Below are 15,289 nucleotides of genomic sequence, written 5' to 3'. Positions count from 1 at the left end.
TATGGCCGCGATGGCGCATCTCCATCGTCGTCGGCTCGGTCACAGAACACCCCGGCTATGCTCCCTCGCCGACTCCTCGGGTCTGCGGCCATCGGGGCCATAACGATCGGTGCATGGACTTCTTCAGAGCTTCCCTAGCCGATTCCGCCGGAACCTTCACCCACGTCGCGTGGGTTACGTTAGCGGCGGGCAACTGGAAAAAGGAACGGATTACAAGCGTATGGGGCATCTCGTACCGATGGTCGTCGAACAAAGCGCACGCGGGGAGCGCGCGTACGACATTTATTCACGCCTACTCAAGGACCGGATCGTCTTCGTCGGCGGGCCGATCGACGATCATTTGGCCAACCTCGTGATCGCGCAGCTGCTCTTCCTCGAAAAAGAAGACCCCGACAAGGACATCGACATGTACGTCAACTCGCCGGGCGGCAGCGTGACCGCGGGCCTAGCGATCTATGACGCCATGCGCTTCATCAAGCCGGACGTCGCGACCATCTGCATGGGCATGGCCGCCTCGATGGGCTCGGTTCTGCTGACCGGGGGCGCAGCCGGAAAGCGTTTTGCCCTCCCCCATGCCAAGATTCTGATCCACCAGCCCTGGGTCTCGCAGATCGGGGGGCAGGCAACCGACGTGGAAATCGCCGCCCGTGACCTGATCGCGACGCGCCAAACCATCGCCCACATCTACGAGCGGACGACCAAGAAGCAGATCGAGCAAGTCCTCAAGGATATCGACCGCGACTACTACATGACCTCGGACGAGGCCAAGGACTACGGGATTATCGATCACGTTATCGAAGACCGTGGAGCCTTGTCGACGCCGGCTTAACGCCCAGGAGGACGCCCGCCCCCGATATGTTCCGTTTCGGAGACGAGAAGGGTCAGCTCAAGTGTAGCTTCTGCGGCAAGTCGCAGGAGCAGGTGCGTAAGTTGATCGCCGGGCCCGGCGTGTACATTTGCGACGAGTGTATCGAGCTCTGCAACGAGATCATCGAAGAAGAGCTCTACAAGAACGTCGATGAAAACCTGCGGCTGCGCAATATCCCCAAGCCGAAAGAGATCAATCACATCCTCAACCAGTATGTGATCGGTCAAGAGCGCGCCAAGAAGTCGCTGGCGGTGGCGGTCTACAACCACTACAAGCGTATCAACGCCGGCGGCGCGGCCGACGACGTCGAGCTGCAGAAGTCCAACATCCTGCTCGTCGGTCCGACCGGTTCGGGCAAGACGTATCTCGCGCAAACGCTTGCGAAGATTCTCGACGTGCCGCTGGCCATGGCCGACGCGACCTCACTCACCGAGGCCGGTTACGTCGGCGAAGACGTCGAGAACATTCTGCTCAAGCTGATTCAAGCCGCGGACTATGACGTCAAACGCGCCGAGAAGGGCATCGTCTACATCGACGAAATCGACAAGATCGCGCGCAAGAGCGAGAATCCTTCGATCACGCGCGACGTCTCCGGTGAGGGCGTTCAGCAGGCGCTGCTCAAGATTCTCGAAGGCACGACGGCCAACGTCCCGCCGCAAGGCGGGCGCAAGCATCCGCATCAAGAGTTCATCCAAATCGACACGACCAACGTGCTGTTCATCTGCGGCGGAGCGTTCGACGGTTTGGAGCGCATCATCGAATCACGCGTCAGCGCGAACAACATGGGATTCCGCGCGACGCCGGAAGGCAAAAAGGATTCCCGTACCGGCAAGCTGCTCCAGCAGTTGATGCCGGAGGACTTGCTCAAGTTCGGCTTGATTCCGGAGTTCATCGGCCGTTTGCCGATCGTGGTGACGCTCGACGCGCTGGACGAGCTCGCACTGCGCCGCATCCTCACCGAGCCGCGCAACGCGCTGGTGCGACAGTTCCAGAAGATTCTCAACATGGACGGCGTGGATTTGCAGTTCACCAAGGACGCGCTGGTCGCGATCGCGACCAAAGCGCAGAGCCGTAAGACCGGGGCGCGCGGATTGCGTTCGATTCTCGAAGAGACGATGCTCGACGTGATGTACGACCTTCCCTCGTTACAGGGGGTCAAGAAGTGTATCATCAACAAAGACGTGATCGAGAAAAAAGATCCGCCGACGCTGATCTATCAAGAGCAAAAGAAAGACATGCCGGCCTAGCGCCGGCCTCTTTTTTTCCAAGGAGTTTCCCGGGTTTTCCGGCCGCGCGCGCGATACCCCGAAAAGCCTGGTTTGAAGCGCCCGGCCGCTGCGGCAGAATTTACCTCCAGATTTCTGGACCATACGCCGCGCAGGCTTCCAGCCGGAGGAATTCCAAACGAGCGACCCAGTGGAAAAACCGCCCCAAGACGGCGCAGAGCATGTGTGCGCTCCTATGGCTTTGATCCCCGCGTGGTGGAGTGGTTTTTTGTTTCACGTCCTCAATCCGCGCCAGGTGAGCATGTACGTGTACTTGACCATGCTCTCCGATCCGGCCGGGGCGTGCAGTCCGACCATCGACCAAATCCGCGAGGACCTGGGTCTCTATAGCTCGTCGATGGTCTTCGAAGCGCTCTCGGCGCTCGACGATCTCGGATTCATCACCCGCGAGCGGGCCGCGTTTCCCGGCGTGCGCTCGCGACGCAACCTCTACCGGCGTCCTTCGTGCGAGAGCACGCTGCTGCGCCTGATCGACCGCGGACGGATCGACGGCGATCTGCGCTCGACCAATCCGAGCCGGGCGCCGGCGTCAGCCGAGTCGCAGGCATTGGTCTATGAGGGCCTGGCACAACTGCTCGGGGCGACGTTCGAGCGCTACAACAAAGCACCGGTGGATGCGAGGCGTACGGTACTGATCGAGTTGCTCGCGCAAGCCGACGCCGGCCGGTTGGACGCGCGCAATTGACGCGCGGGCCACTAGCGCGGTTCACCCACGGTGAGATCGGAGGGCACCCGCTCCTCGAAGTTTCCGGCGAGATCGACCTCTCGAACGCGGCGTCGTTTGCGACCGCTCTGGAAGAACTGCGCCACGCGCCCATCGTCGTCATCGACATGAGCGCGCTGCGATTCATGGATTCCTCCGCGATCAACGCGCTGGCCCGTCTGCGACGCAGTCTGCGGCCTTCGGGCAGTGAGATCTATCTGGTCGTCCCGCTTCCGGTGCTACGAAAGATCCTCTCGGTGACCGGACTCGACCGCCATTTTCACGTGGTCGAATCGCGGCAAGATCTCCCGCCGGCGCTCGGCCGATAGCACGCGCGCCGGCACGCCGCCGACGCGCGCACCGGCTGGTACGTCGCGGACGACGACCGCGCCCGCGGCAACGCTTGCGCCGTCGCCGATGCGCACGCCCGGGACGATGATGGCGCCGGAATAGATCAGAACGTCGTTTCCGATCACGACGGGAGCGACGTCCACGATCAGCGGCCCGCGCTTGGTGGAATCGACGGGGCGGCCTTGCTGCGTCGTAATGTGGACGTGCGCGCCGAGGTGCACGTTGTTTCCGATCGTCAAACCGCCGCCGCCCCACAGAACGCTGTACGGTCCGATTTCGACGTCGTCACCGATCTCGATGAAGCCGCGCCGGTCGTTGACGGTGCTCGGGTTGAGATAGGCTCCGTGATCGAGGAAGACGTTGCGTCCCGTGCGGATGCGGTCGGCGCCGCGGATGATCGTATGCGATGCGTAGGTGATCCCGGGCAGCGCTGCCCGCTGGCGGGCGTCTCCCAACTCGGTTTGCAGCAGCCGAAGAAGGGCACGCACGTCGGTCACGGCGCGAGCGAGCGGATTCATCTCGGTCATCGTGCCTTCGCAATACGAAGCGGCGCTACGGCAGAAGGACCCCGCGCGGGGGGCCGACTGCCCCAAAGGCCATGAGCGCCCTGAATCTCGTCCCCGGTAACCACAAAATCTAGGATGGAGCCGTGATGTCGACTCTCAACGGACGTCCGCGGGCGATCCGGCCGTTGCTCCGCGCGGCCCTGCTCATCGCCGACTGCGCCTTGATCGGAATCGCCCTGCTGCTGGCCCCGATCGTAGGCGATATCCATTCGGCATCGCCGGAACAACTCGGTATGATCGGCGCGATCTTCCTGGTGAGCGGCTGCTACGTCCAGTTTCGCTACGAAAGCGCGCGCACGTTCGATTTTTACGACGTCGTGCGGCTGCTCGTCGGAGCCACTGCCGGCGCCGTCTTGGCGCTCCTCTGCGAGGTGCTTCCGACGCCGCTGCAGACCGCATCGGGGCGCTTGGTGATCATCGTCGCGACACTATCGTTCGTGTTGCGCATGTTTTCGCGGATCGGTCTGGTCGTCTTGCGGATATGGTGGCAAAACCAGCGGCCGGAGGCCAAACGCGTGCTCATCGTCGGGCACGGCATCGCCGCGCATCAAATCGCCAAGTCGATCTTCGAAGACCGGCGCGTCGCGATGCGCGTCGTGGGCTGTGTCGAAGACGGAGTGTCCGAACGGCGCGTCGACGGCGTGCGCGTGCTGGGGAAACTGCATCAATTGCCGGAGCTGCTGCGCAAGCACGCGGTCGATACGGTGATCGTGGCGATCGTGGCCGCGCCGCTCTGGCTGATCAACGAGATCAAGGAGCTGTGCACGCACGTCCCGGCCGAGCGCCGGCCCAGCGTCACCGTCGTGCCGGATGCAGCCGACGTTCTATCCGATCGCGTCACCGTTTCACGCATGCGCGACATTCGGCTCGAGGACGTGCTCCACCGCGAACCGGTCGTGATCGACACGGCCGGGATTCGCCCGCATTTGGAGGGCCAAGTCGTCCTCGTTACCGGAGCCGGCGGCTCGATCGGCTCGGAAATTTGCCGGCAGATCGCGGCGTTCGACCCGGCGCTGCTCGTGCTCCTCGGCCACGGCGAGAACAGCCTGTTCTCGATCGAGCGCGAATTGCACGAGACCTACAAGTTCTGCCGGAGCAGAATGGTATTGGCGGACGTCGCCGACGTCGGTGCGATCCGCCATGTCTTCAGCACGTATAAGCCGCGCGTGGTGCTCCACGCCGCGGCCCACAAGCACGTGCCGATCGTCGAAGACAACGTTTGCGAAGCCATTCGCAACAATGTTTTCGGCACCAAGGTGGTGGCGCTCGCGGCTGCGGCTTCGGGCGCCGCCAAATTCATCCTGCTCTCCACCGACAAGGCGGTGAACCCGTCGAGCGTCATGGGCGCCACCAAGCGAATGGCGGAGCTCATCTGTCAGTCTTTCGCCGGCGGTTCGGCGACGGAATTCGTTTCGGTCCGTTTCGGCAACGTACTCGGGAGTCGGGGAAGCGTGGTGCCGATCTTCAAGGCGCAGGTGCAGTCCGGCGGGCCCGTCACGATTACGCATCGCGACATGGTGCGGTACTTCATGACGATTCCCGAAGCCGTCTCGCTCGTGCTGCAAGCGATGTCGATGGGGATGGACGGCGAGGTGTTCGTGCTCGACATGGGGCTGCCGATACGCATCCTCGATTTGGCCGAACAGGTCGTGCGCCTCTCGGGGCTCGAGCCGTATCGCGACATCGACATCGTCGAGAGCGGGGTTCGTCCGGGTGAGAAGCTCTTCGAGGAGATCCTCACCGACGGCGAGGGGTTCACGCGCACCGCACACGAGCGCCTTTTCATCGCGAAGCAAGAACGGCTCGATTACGCGCACCTGAACGAGGGCGTCGATCGTTTGCGCGCTGCGGTTCGCCGCTACGACACGGCCGGCGCGATCGCCACGCTGCGCGAGTTCGTCCCCGAATACACGCCGCTCGTCCACGCGAAGCCTGCTCCCGACCGCGAGGGCGCGCAGGTTCCCGCGCAGCAACGATTCGTCCGCGTCGAGCGCGCGGAAATCGCGCCCGTCATGACCACCCGTATCGAGGCAACCTAATCGTGAAGATCCTTGCTCCTGCGTCGCATGGCGCAAACGAACTCAAGCAGAAAATCGTCGATCGAAGCGCCCGTGTCGGTGTCGTCGGCATCGGTTACGTCGGCTTGCCCCTGGCAGTCGAGAAAGCCAAGGTGGGATTCTCCGTGATCGGCTACGATCGCAATCCGATTCGCGTCGATCAGGTCAATCAAGGGCTCAACTACATCCGCGACGTGCAAGACGGCGAGCTGGCCGAAGCCGTCGAGGGCAAGAGGCTTGCCGCGACGACCGATTTCGGATCGCTGGGCGAGTGCGACTGCATCGTGATCTGCGTACCGACGCCGCTCACGGTCAACAAGGAGCCGGATATCTCCTACATTCGCAACGTCGGACAAGAAATCGCGCGGTCTCTGCGCCCCGGTCAACTGATCAGTTTGGAGAGTACGACCTATCCCGGTACGACCGACGGTATCTTGCTCGACATTCTCTCCGCCTCGGGTCTGCGCGTGGGGGAAGACTTCTTTCTCTCGTTTTCGCCGGAACGCGTCGACCCCGGAAACGCTCGCTACACGACCAAAAACACGAGCAAAGTCGTGGGCGGCGTGACGCCGGCCTGCCTCGACGTGGCGGCTTCGTTCTACCGGCAGACGATCCAAAACGTCGTTCCGGTGAGCTCGCCCAAAGTCGCCGAGATGACCAAGGTCTTCGAGAATACGTTCCGCGCCGTCAATATCGCACTCGTCAACGAGATGACGCTCCTGTGCGACCGGCTCGGGATAAGCATTTGGGACGTGCTCGACGCGGCGGCGACCAAGCCGTTCGGAATCATGCGTTTCGATCCCGGACCCGGCGTCGGCGGTCACTGCATCCCGCTCGATCCGTTCTATCTCGCTTGGAAGGCGCGCGAATTCGACATGAACGTGCGCTTCATCGAACTCGCGGGCGAGATCAACTGGACGATGCCGTACTTCGTGCGCGAGAAAGTCGTCCGTGCCCTCAACGAGCAAGCCGTCGCCCTCAAGGGCGCGGAAATCTTCGTGCTCGGCGTCGCCTACAAGCGCGACATCGAGGACTGGCGCGAATCGCCCGCACTCAAGGTCATGGATTTGCTGCGCAAGGATGGGGCGCGGATCGATTACCACGATCCCTACGTTCCCAGCGTGACCGACGAACACGGCGCGATGTGGCATTCGATTCCGCTTTCCCGTGAGGTGATGGAACGGGCCAACGCGGTCGTGATCCTCACCGATCATTCGACGATCGACTATGGGCGCGTGGTCGACTGCGCGCGCCTGGTGATCGATACGCGCAATGCGACGCGCAACGTCCGTGACGGCCGAGCCAACGTGGTGATGCTGTGATGAAGATCGGCGTAATCGGTGCCGGACGCTGGGGGCGCAACATCATTCGCGCGTGCGCGCAGCTGGGCGTGCTCGAGAGTATTTGCGACGCAAACGCACCGGCGCTTGCCGAGATGGGACGCGAGTACCCGCACGCGGGGCTGGAGTCGGAGATTACCGCGCTCCTGGCGCGGAATATCGATGCGGTCGTGGTCGCGGCGCCGCCCGCCGTTCACGCGGAGCTGGCGCTCGCCGCAATCGCCGCCGGCAAGCACGTCTTCGTGGAGAAGCCGTTGGCGATGAGCGTCGACGACGCGGCGATGGTCGTTCGCGCAGCCCGCGCTCGCGAGATGACCCTTTTCGTCGGGCATGTTCTGCTCTACCATCCCGGCGTGCAGCGGATGCTGGGGCTGATCCGGGAGGGCGCGATCGGCGAGGTTCGCCACCTGCGCTCGCGCCGTCTGTCATGGGGGACCCTGCGCGCGAACGAAAACGTCTGGTGGAGTTTTGCACCGCACGACGTGGCGCTGGCGCTCGAAGTCTTCGATGAATTTCCGCTGACCGTCGCCGGCGCGACCTCGGCGTTCGTGCGCGAGCATATTGCCGACTTTGCCTACGCCGACCTGACCTTCACGCGGCGCCGCACGGCCCACATCGAGACGAGCTGGCTCGACCCGGACAAGAGCTCGCGCCTGGACGTCTTCGGCGCGACCGGCGTGCTGCGCCTAATCGATTCGCGCGAGGGCGCGTCGCTCACGCTGACTCCTTGCGGGCAGGACTACGACGAGTTCGGTCACGCCACGCTCTGGCGCGAAGAAGAACGCCCGGTGGATTTTACGCCGGCGGAACCGCTTCTCGCCGAAGTCCGCGCCTTCGTCGAAGCCGCTGCGAGCGGTCAGCGTCCGCTTACCGACGGCGAGAACGGACTGCGCGTCGTCCAAGTTCTGAGCATGTTCGGCGTCCGAAATCACCGCCCGTCATTTGAGGAGATCGCGTGAGCGTCATCGACCGCACCAAGCCCTACTTTGTCCATGAATCTTCGTATGTCGACGAGCCCGTCGAGATCGGCTTGGGCACGAAGATCTGGCATTTTTGTCACATCATGGCGCACGCGCGCATTGGGGCGCGCTGCTCGATCGGGCAAAACGTCGTCATCGCCGGCCGCGTCGTCATCGGCAACAACGTCAAGATCCAGAACAACGTTTCGATCTATGAGGGCGTCACGCTCGAGGATGACGTCTTCTGCGGACCGAGCATGGTGTTCACCAACGTGACGACACCGCGTTCCGGGACACCGCGTAATACCAGCGCCGACTACGCGCCCACGCTCGTTCGGCGCGGCGTGTCGATCGGAGCCAACGCGACGATCGTCTGCGGGCATACGCTGGGAGAATTCGCGTTCGTAGGTGCGGGCGCGGTCGTCACGTCGGACGTTCCGGCCTACGGAATCGTCTATGGAAACCCCGCCAGGCTTCGCGGCTATGCGTGTGAATGCGGCGTCAAACTCGCCTTCGATTCGGATCGCGCGCTCTGCGGCAATTGCGGGCGCAGCTACATGAAATCGGGAGTGTCCGTATGGCAGACGCCGTGATCCCGATCCTCGATCTTCGCCGCCAGTACCACGCGCTCAAAGCGGAAATCGCGCGCGCCGTCGAGGGCGTGCTCGAAAGCGGTCACTTCATCAACGGTCCCAACGTGAGCGCGCTCGAGCAAGAGGTAGCCGCGTATTTGGGCGGCGGGTATGCGGTCGGCTTGAACTCCGGCACGGACGCGCTGCACCTGGCGCTGCGGGCGCTCGGCGTCGGCGCCGGCGACGAGGTCATCACGACGCCGTTCACGTTCGTCGCGACGACCGAAGCGATCGCGATGGTGGGCGCCACGCCGGTTTTTGCCGATATCGACGCGGCTACGTTCAATATCGATCCGCGAGCGATCGAAGCGGCGATCACGCCGCGCACGCGGGCGATTTTGCCGGTGCATCTTTATGGGAATCCGGCGCCGATGCACGCCATCATGGCGATCGCCGCGCGAGCTGGTCTGGCCGTAGTGGAGGATTGCGCGCAGGCGATCGGTGCGTCGATCGGCGGCCGGCGTATCGGCACGTTCGGCGACGCCGCCGCTTTCAGCTTCTTTCCCTCGAAGAACCTGGGCGCGTACGGCGACGGCGGGATGCTGGTTACGGCTCGCCGCGAGGTCGCAGAGCGCGTGCGTTCGCTGCGCGCTCACGGCGGCCGGGTCAAATATCACCACGAAGAGGTTGGGGTCAACAGCCGGCTCGACGAATTGCAGGCGGCGATCTTGCGAGTGAAACTTCCTCATTTGGAACGCTGGATCGAGCGGCGCCGTGCGGTCGCACACGCGTACACCCGCGCGCTCCAAAGCGAGGTATCCGTACCGCTCGAGGAGCCTGACTACCGCCACGTCTATCATCAGTACACCATTCGGCTGGCCGGTCGCGACGCCAAAGCAGCGGCGCTTGCAGTGCGCGGCGTGGGGACCATGGTCTATTATCCGGTGCCGCTGCACCTTCAGCGCGTTCACGAACCGCTGGGTTACCGGCGCGGTGATTTCGAGCATGCGGAAGCGGCGGCCGGCGAAGTGCTCTCGCTGCCGATGTTTCCCGAGATCGAGAACGGTGAGCGCGGGCGCGTCATCGAGGCGGTGCGCAGTCTATTCGCCGGCGCCGTGGCGATTGGATGAGAGTACTCACCGTCGTCGGGGCGCGCCCGCAGTTCGTCAAGGCCGCGCTTCTTTCGCGAGAGTTCGCCGCGCGCGGCATCAACGAGTGTCTGGTGCATACCGGTCAGCACTACGACGCCGGAATGAGCGAGGTGTTCTTCAGCGAGCTGCGTATCCCGCAGCCGCGTTACAACCTCGGTGTGGGATCGGCATCGCACGGAGCGCAGACCGCACAGATGATGAGTAAGCTCGAGCCGGTCATGCAGTACGAACAACCCGACGTCGTGATCGTCTACGGCGACACCAACAGCACGCTGGCCGGTGCGCTGGTCGCGAGCAAACTGAATCTGCCGGTAGCTCACGTCGAGGCGGGCCTGCGTTCCTTCGACCGCACGATGCCGGAGGAGATCAATCGCCTTCTTGCCGACCGGATCAGCGCGCTGCTGCTTGTGCCGACGCGCTCGGCAGCGGAGCAGCTCGCGCGTGAAGGCATTCTCGACGGCGTTACGGTCGTCGGCGATCTCATGGTCGATCTCGCGCTCATCACGGCCAAGGCTCTGGATCGCGATCCGCCGATCTTGCACCGCTTCAGCGTCCGCTCGCGCGACTTTGCGCTGGCAACGATTCATCGAGCGGCCAATACGGACGACGTCGCGATCTTTGCGCGGCTTATCGCCGGCTTGCGGCGCACCGGGATGCGGGTGATCTTCCCGGTTCATCCCCGCACGCAGCGGCTGGTCGAACTGCTCTGCGTCGGTGCCTCCGATAACATCGTCACCTGCGAGCCGCTCTCGTATCGCGAGATGCTCGCGCTGCAGGCGCATGCTCGGGTCGTCATCACGGATTCGGGCGGGATGCAGAAGGAAGCGATCACCCTGGGAACACCCTGCGTCACGCTGCGCGATCGCACCGAATGGAACGAAACGCTGGAGGGCGGCTGGAACGTGCTCGCGGGTTCGGACCCCTGCGCGATCGCACTGGCTGCGCGTCGCGAGCCTCCGCGGGAGCGCGTTGCACCTTTTGGCGCGGGCGGCAGCGCCGCGCGAATCGTCGACGCGCTCGTTTCGTCGATCGCAATCCAGAAGCACGCCGGCTCATGCGCCTCCTGATCCTCACCCAGTATTATCTACCGGAGATCGGCGCAGCGCAGGCTCGTCTTTCGGCACTGACCCGTGCGCTGATACGCCGCGGCCATCAGGTCGAAGTCGTCACGGCGATGCCGAATCATCTCCTCGGACGCACCTTCGAGGGATATCGCCGCCGCCTTTACCGCTGCGACCGAGTCGACGGCGCGACCGTACACCGGACCTGGGTCTACGCGGCCGCGGGCACCGGTTTCCGGCGCATGCTCAATTATCTGTCATTTGCGTGCAGCTCGCTGCTCGGAATCGCTCGTACCCGCCGCCCGGACGCGATTTTCGTCGAGTCGCCGCCGCTCTTTCTCGCCGTTCCCGGGTGGATCGCCGCCAAACTCCACCGCTGCGCGCTCATTTTCAACGTTGCCGATCTTTGGCCCGATGCCGTGCGCGAACTCGGGGTGCTGCGCAGCGGTCCGCTGCTCGGCGCGGCCGAGCGGCTCGAAGCCTGGACCTATCAGCGCGCAACGCTGGTGAACGCCGTCACCGCCGGAATCGAACGCGACCTGCGCGTGCGCAAAGGCGTCCCGGCCGACAAGCTGCGCTTTCTACCGAACGGCATCGATATCGAAGCGTTCACGCCGCGGGCGCGCAGCGATGCGCTCGCCCGGCGGCTGCAGCTCGACGGCCGGCCGCTCTTCTTGTACGCGGGAACGCACGGGATCGCGCAAGGCCTCCACAACCTCATCGAGGCCGCCGCGCTCGCACCCGAATGCCTCGTGCTCTTCCTCGGCGCAGGCACGACGAAACGGGCACTCCTCGAACTGACGCGCGCGAGAGCTCTGAGCAACGTGCGATTCCTCGATCCGGTACCGCTCGACGACATGCCGGAGTACTTCTCGCTCGCAAGCGCCTCGCTGGTTCCTCTCGTGCGCAGGGACACGCATCTGGGTGCACGCCCCTCGAAGCTCTTCCCGTCGCTGGCCTGCGGCGTGCCGGTGATTTATAGCGGCGAAGGAGAGGGCGCCGCGATCGTCGCGGACGCCGATGCGGGAATCGTCGTTCCTCCCGAAGATCCTACGGCGATTGCCGCCGCGATGCGCGGCATCGCGCGCGATCCGGTCGCGCGCGAACGAATGTCGCGGAACGCGCGTGCGCTGGCCGTCGAACGCTTTGCGTGGCCCGGCATCGTCGACCGGTGGCTCGCGTCGCTATGAAACGCGCGCTGCTGCTGACGTACTACCTGCCTCCGCGCCAGGCGATCGCGTCGGTGCGGGCGCAGCACATCGTCGAATCGTTGGCCTCGCACGGATGGGAGGTTATTCCGGTCGTGCCGCAGGTCGGTGACGTGCACTACTCGCCGCCCGTGCGTACGACCGGTGTCGTCGAATTTCGTTCGCCCGTGCGCCGATTGCTGGGCGTTCGGTCCGGCCAAACGACGCACGAACGCTTTCACGTCGAACAAGGCAGCGCGCTGGAGCGCCCATCGTGGAAGCAGCGCGTCCTCGAGGTCGGCCACCGTACGCTCGGATTCGCCGACGGACGTCTGGGCTGGCTCGGACCCGGCGTACGCGCCGTCAAAGAATTGCTGCAAAGCGAACGCGTCGACGCGATCATCTCGACCTCGCCCCCGGTCGCAACGCATTTGGTCGCCGCTCGCTCGCACGGCAACGTGCCTTGGATTGCCGACCTCCGCGATCCGTGGCTGCGCAACGACGCTTTGGGCGGCGGTCCGATTCTGCGCGCCATCGACGAGCTGCTCGAGGGCTACGCCTTTCAAGGCGCGCAAGCTCTCGTAACCGTCTCGGAACCGATCGCGCAGGGATTGCGCGAACGGTATGCGCATCAGCGCGTCTATACGATTCCGAACGCGTTCTCGAGCCGCGAATGGGACCCGATTCCTTTCGTACCACCTCCAAAGGCAACGTTTCTGCACGCGGGAAATCTCTACCGTGGTCTGTGCAACCCGTTGCCGTTTTTCGAAGCGCTCGCGGAGCTGATTCGCGAAGGCGCAGTCGCCGAAAGCGAAGTCCAGGTCGACCTCTACGGTGAGCCGGAGGGTTGGCTTTTTGCGCAAGCCGATGCGTGCGGCCTGAGCTCGGTCATGACGTTTCACGGGCGCGCGCCGCGCGAGGAGATCCTGCGACGGGAGCGAGCGGCGTCGCGCTTGATCATTTTCGTTCGCAACGGTGTGGACGAGCGGGGCACCTATACCGGCAAGCTCTTCGAATACTTTGGCGCGCGCCGTAAGATTCTCGCCGTCGGCGGTCCCGCCGGACGAACGGTGATGGATGAGGCGCTCGAAGAAACGGGCGCCGGCCAGCGCCTGCGCGACGTCGCCGGTCTTCGCGCCGCGATCGTCGATGCCGTGCGCGAATGGCGCAGCGGATCGACCGCGATCCTTTCGGAGGAAGCGGTAGCGCCGTTCGAAGTCGCCCATTTCGGCGATCGCTACGCGCACGTCCTCGAACAGGCGCGATGGTCCGGTTGATCGCCGCATTCGCGGCGATTCTCGCAACCGCGGGATGCATCGGAACGCTGGCCGCAGATCAGCCCGTCCGCGCGGCGGACCGCGTCGCCAAAACGCAGCCGGCGAATTTGACGCGAACGTCGCTTCTGCTCAAAGGCACGCCAAATCTCGTGCTCGGCGCCTTCGAAGTCGACGGCGACGGACACAACGGCGCGGTGGGAACGATTCAACCGGGCGCGGCGATCTGGAACGCGGATTCCGGCACGATGCTCGCCGACCGGCAGATCAACGTCCCGCCGAACGGCAACTACACGACGGCGCTCTCCGAAGCAGGGCATGATGCCCCGGCGCTGGCGCAAACCGCCGGCGGCGGGATCCTCGCGGTCTACGGCGCGATCAGCACCTACATCCCGTATCACCCGCCGGACGCGTGGCGTTGCTTGGGAAGGCTTGCATGCGAGCCGTTCAAATTTGCCGCGGACGGCGCAAGCGATCTGCGCGTTCTCGACGCGCTGGCGAATTCGCCGGAATATCTCTTACCGAGCGTCGGCATTTCCGAAGCGTCGTACGCGACGGTCGGCGCGGTAACGATCATCGCCGGTCAGCAGCAGCCGGGCAGCCGTTACGGACAGTCCGGAGCGCAGAGCTACGTCACGCTGCATGCAAAACCGGGTGGCGGAACCTTTGATACGACCGCGGGTGCGTGGGATTTCCGGTCTTCGCACGTGCCGCCCGGTGACGGAGGCGAAACGCTGACCCTTACACCGCAGGACGATGCGTATGCGGACGTCGGCATCGTTCATGCGGGTGAAGGACCGGGCACGATGACGTTCGACCTGGGCAGCGTGCACTGCGCGGTACGGATCGCAGCGGCGGGCGATGCGGCCGCCGCCGCAACGCAAGTCACCGCTGCATTTTCCGGCGCATGCCCGCAGGCTCGCGGCCGCTTTGCGGCCGTGCAGGTGAAGTACGATCCGGCAATGCGTGTCGGCGGCGCGCTTCTCGCACCGGCAGTCGTCGGCATCACCACGCCGGTGAACGGGCCGCTCCCGCCGCCGCAGGTCCATTGTGACGGTGCGCTGAGCTGCGCGTCGCCGCATGGACCCGATACGATGCTGGTGGAACGCGGCAGCGGGCTGCACCGTCACTTTCTTTTCGGCGGCGTGATGCGCTCCGGGGCGTACGTGTATTACCTCATGGATGTCGAAGAGTTGGCCGGGAGCTGGTACGGTCGCGGCGAGTCGAGCGAGGGGCTCGCGCTGGCGTGTTTTCGTGCGCGCGCGCCCGCGGGCGATCGTTGGACGTGGACGAATTGCGCCGGCCGCGATGCCTTCACGTTAACGCCCGGTATGCGCCCGCTGGCGCGGCTCACCCCGGATAGTCCCTATCTCGTCGGCGCACCGCAAGATGGGTATCGCGGCGGCATGGCACCGTATCAGTACGACTGGTCGATGCGGCCTCGCGTTCCGCCCGGAATCCCGGTGATCGCGGCGGTCTCGGCCACGACGATGCGCGACGGCGATTTGATGTTCGTGCACGGCTGCGAAACGCCCGATCGTCTTTTTACCGCGTGCTACGCGCTCTATGATACGCGCAGCGGCCTCACGCGCACCGCCGGAACCATCGATCCGAGCGCGGGCGGCTCGCTCGCGTCGATCGCCGCGATCACCAAAGCCGACGGCACGGTCGAGGTCGGGATCCTCGCGGGCGAGGGTGACCGCTGGGGATGCGGCGCCGCCGGCACATGCTTTTTGACCTACCGCTACGACGCGCGCGCGAACCGTTGGTATCCGCTCGGCAAAGCACCGCTCGGAGGCCGCGACGTCGCCGGTTTCCCCGGATCGCTCAACGTCGAGGGCGAGCGCTTTCTGATTCAGCTGCATCCGCTGACCGGTGCCGGAACCACGGTCGAAACCGAGGTCCGTTCGTAAC

General features: G+C 64.5%; 14 protein-coding genes. 13 read left to right on the top strand and 1 reads right to left on the bottom strand.

Going from position 1 to position 15,289, the window contains the following annotated elements; genetic code table 11:
• Window positions 1-220 precede the first annotated feature (220 nt).
• The 4 genes from VMF11_11735 to VMF11_11720 all read left to right on the top strand — a co-directional run bounded on the left by VMF11_11735 (window position 221) and on the right by VMF11_11720 (window position 3,186).
• Complete coding sequence (locus VMF11_11735) at window positions 221-829, top strand: ATP-dependent Clp protease proteolytic subunit (GenBank protein HTU70979.1); 609 nt, start codon at window positions 221-223, stop codon at window positions 827-829.
• 26 nt (window positions 830-855) lie between these two features.
• The gene (gene clpX, locus VMF11_11730) at window positions 856-2,115 is read left to right on the top strand and encodes an ATP-dependent Clp protease ATP-binding subunit ClpX (GenBank protein HTU70978.1); all 1,260 of its coding nucleotides are present in this window, start codon (window positions 856-858) and stop codon (window positions 2,113-2,115) included.
• A 247-nt stretch (window positions 2,116-2,362) separates the two neighbouring features.
• On the top strand, window positions 2,363-2,839 hold the full coding sequence (locus VMF11_11725) for a hypothetical protein (protein ID HTU70977.1): 477 nt from the start codon (window positions 2,363-2,365) through the stop codon (window positions 2,837-2,839).
• Window positions 2,836-3,186 (top strand): STAS domain-containing protein, encoded by a 351-nt coding sequence (locus VMF11_11720; GenBank protein HTU70976.1) that lies wholly within the window; start codon window positions 2,836-2,838, stop codon window positions 3,184-3,186. Before VMF11_11725 ends, VMF11_11720 begins: the two co-directional genes overlap by 4 nt.
• Here the strand turns inward: VMF11_11720 and VMF11_11715 are convergent.
• Window positions 3,097-3,735, bottom strand: a complete 639-nt coding sequence (locus VMF11_11715; GenBank protein HTU70975.1) for an acyltransferase — start codon at window positions 3,733-3,735, stop codon at window positions 3,097-3,099. The genes VMF11_11720 and VMF11_11715 overlap by 90 nt on opposite strands.
• Window positions 3,736-3,860: 125 nt before the next feature.
• On the opposite strand from VMF11_11715, the gene VMF11_11710 reads away from it, so the two are divergent.
• From VMF11_11710 to VMF11_11670, 9 genes are read left to right on the top strand one after another with little or no spacing between them, the layout of a single operon-like run.
• Complete coding sequence (locus VMF11_11710) at window positions 3,861-5,813, top strand: nucleoside-diphosphate sugar epimerase/dehydratase (protein ID HTU70974.1); 1,953 nt, start codon at window positions 3,861-3,863, stop codon at window positions 5,811-5,813.
• Window positions 5,814-5,815: 2 nt separating this feature from the next.
• Complete coding sequence (locus VMF11_11705) at window positions 5,816-7,153, top strand: nucleotide sugar dehydrogenase (protein ID HTU70973.1); 1,338 nt, start codon at window positions 5,816-5,818, stop codon at window positions 7,151-7,153.
• Entirely contained in the window at window positions 7,153-8,130 is a 978-nt protein-coding gene (locus VMF11_11700) for a Gfo/Idh/MocA family oxidoreductase (GenBank protein ID HTU70972.1), read from the top strand. Before VMF11_11705 ends, VMF11_11700 begins: the two co-directional genes overlap by 1 nt.
• On the top strand, window positions 8,127-8,723 hold the full coding sequence (locus tag VMF11_11695) for an acyltransferase (GenBank protein ID HTU70971.1): 597 nt from the start codon (window positions 8,127-8,129) through the stop codon (window positions 8,721-8,723). Before VMF11_11700 ends, VMF11_11695 begins: the two co-directional genes overlap by 4 nt.
• Window positions 8,708-9,832 carry a DegT/DnrJ/EryC1/StrS family aminotransferase gene (locus tag VMF11_11690; protein ID HTU70970.1) on the top strand — a complete coding sequence of 375 codons (1,125 nt, stop codon included), beginning with the start codon at window positions 8,708-8,710 and terminating at the stop codon, window positions 9,830-9,832. The genes VMF11_11695 and VMF11_11690 overlap by 16 nt, the downstream gene beginning before the upstream one ends.
• A complete protein-coding gene (gene wecB / locus VMF11_11685; protein ID HTU70969.1) occupies window positions 9,829-10,920 on the top strand; it encodes a UDP-N-acetylglucosamine 2-epimerase (non-hydrolyzing) in 1,092 nt (363 codons plus the stop codon). The genes VMF11_11690 and wecB overlap by 4 nt, the downstream gene beginning before the upstream one ends.
• Complete coding sequence (locus VMF11_11680) at window positions 10,908-12,104, top strand: glycosyltransferase family 4 protein (GenBank protein ID HTU70968.1); 1,197 nt, start codon at window positions 10,908-10,910, stop codon at window positions 12,102-12,104. The genes wecB and VMF11_11680 overlap by 13 nt, the downstream gene beginning before the upstream one ends.
• Window positions 12,101-13,378 carry a glycosyltransferase gene (locus tag VMF11_11675; GenBank protein ID HTU70967.1) on the top strand — a complete coding sequence of 426 codons (1,278 nt, stop codon included), beginning with the start codon at window positions 12,101-12,103 and terminating at the stop codon, window positions 13,376-13,378. The genes VMF11_11680 and VMF11_11675 overlap by 4 nt, the downstream gene beginning before the upstream one ends.
• Window positions 13,366-15,288: a hypothetical protein gene (locus VMF11_11670; GenBank protein HTU70966.1), complete on the top strand. Its 1,923-nt coding sequence runs from the start codon at window positions 13,366-13,368 to the stop codon at window positions 15,286-15,288. Before VMF11_11675 ends, VMF11_11670 begins: the two co-directional genes overlap by 13 nt.
• Window position 15,289 lies beyond the last annotated feature (1 nt).

The sequence above is a fragment of the Candidatus Baltobacteraceae bacterium genome (assembly GCA_035502855.1).
In the GTDB taxonomy this organism is placed as follows: domain Bacteria; phylum Vulcanimicrobiota; class Vulcanimicrobiia; order Vulcanimicrobiales; family Vulcanimicrobiaceae; genus Aquilonibacter.
Note: the sequence above shows the minus strand (reverse complement) of the source record. Positions and strands in the feature narration are given on the sequence as shown.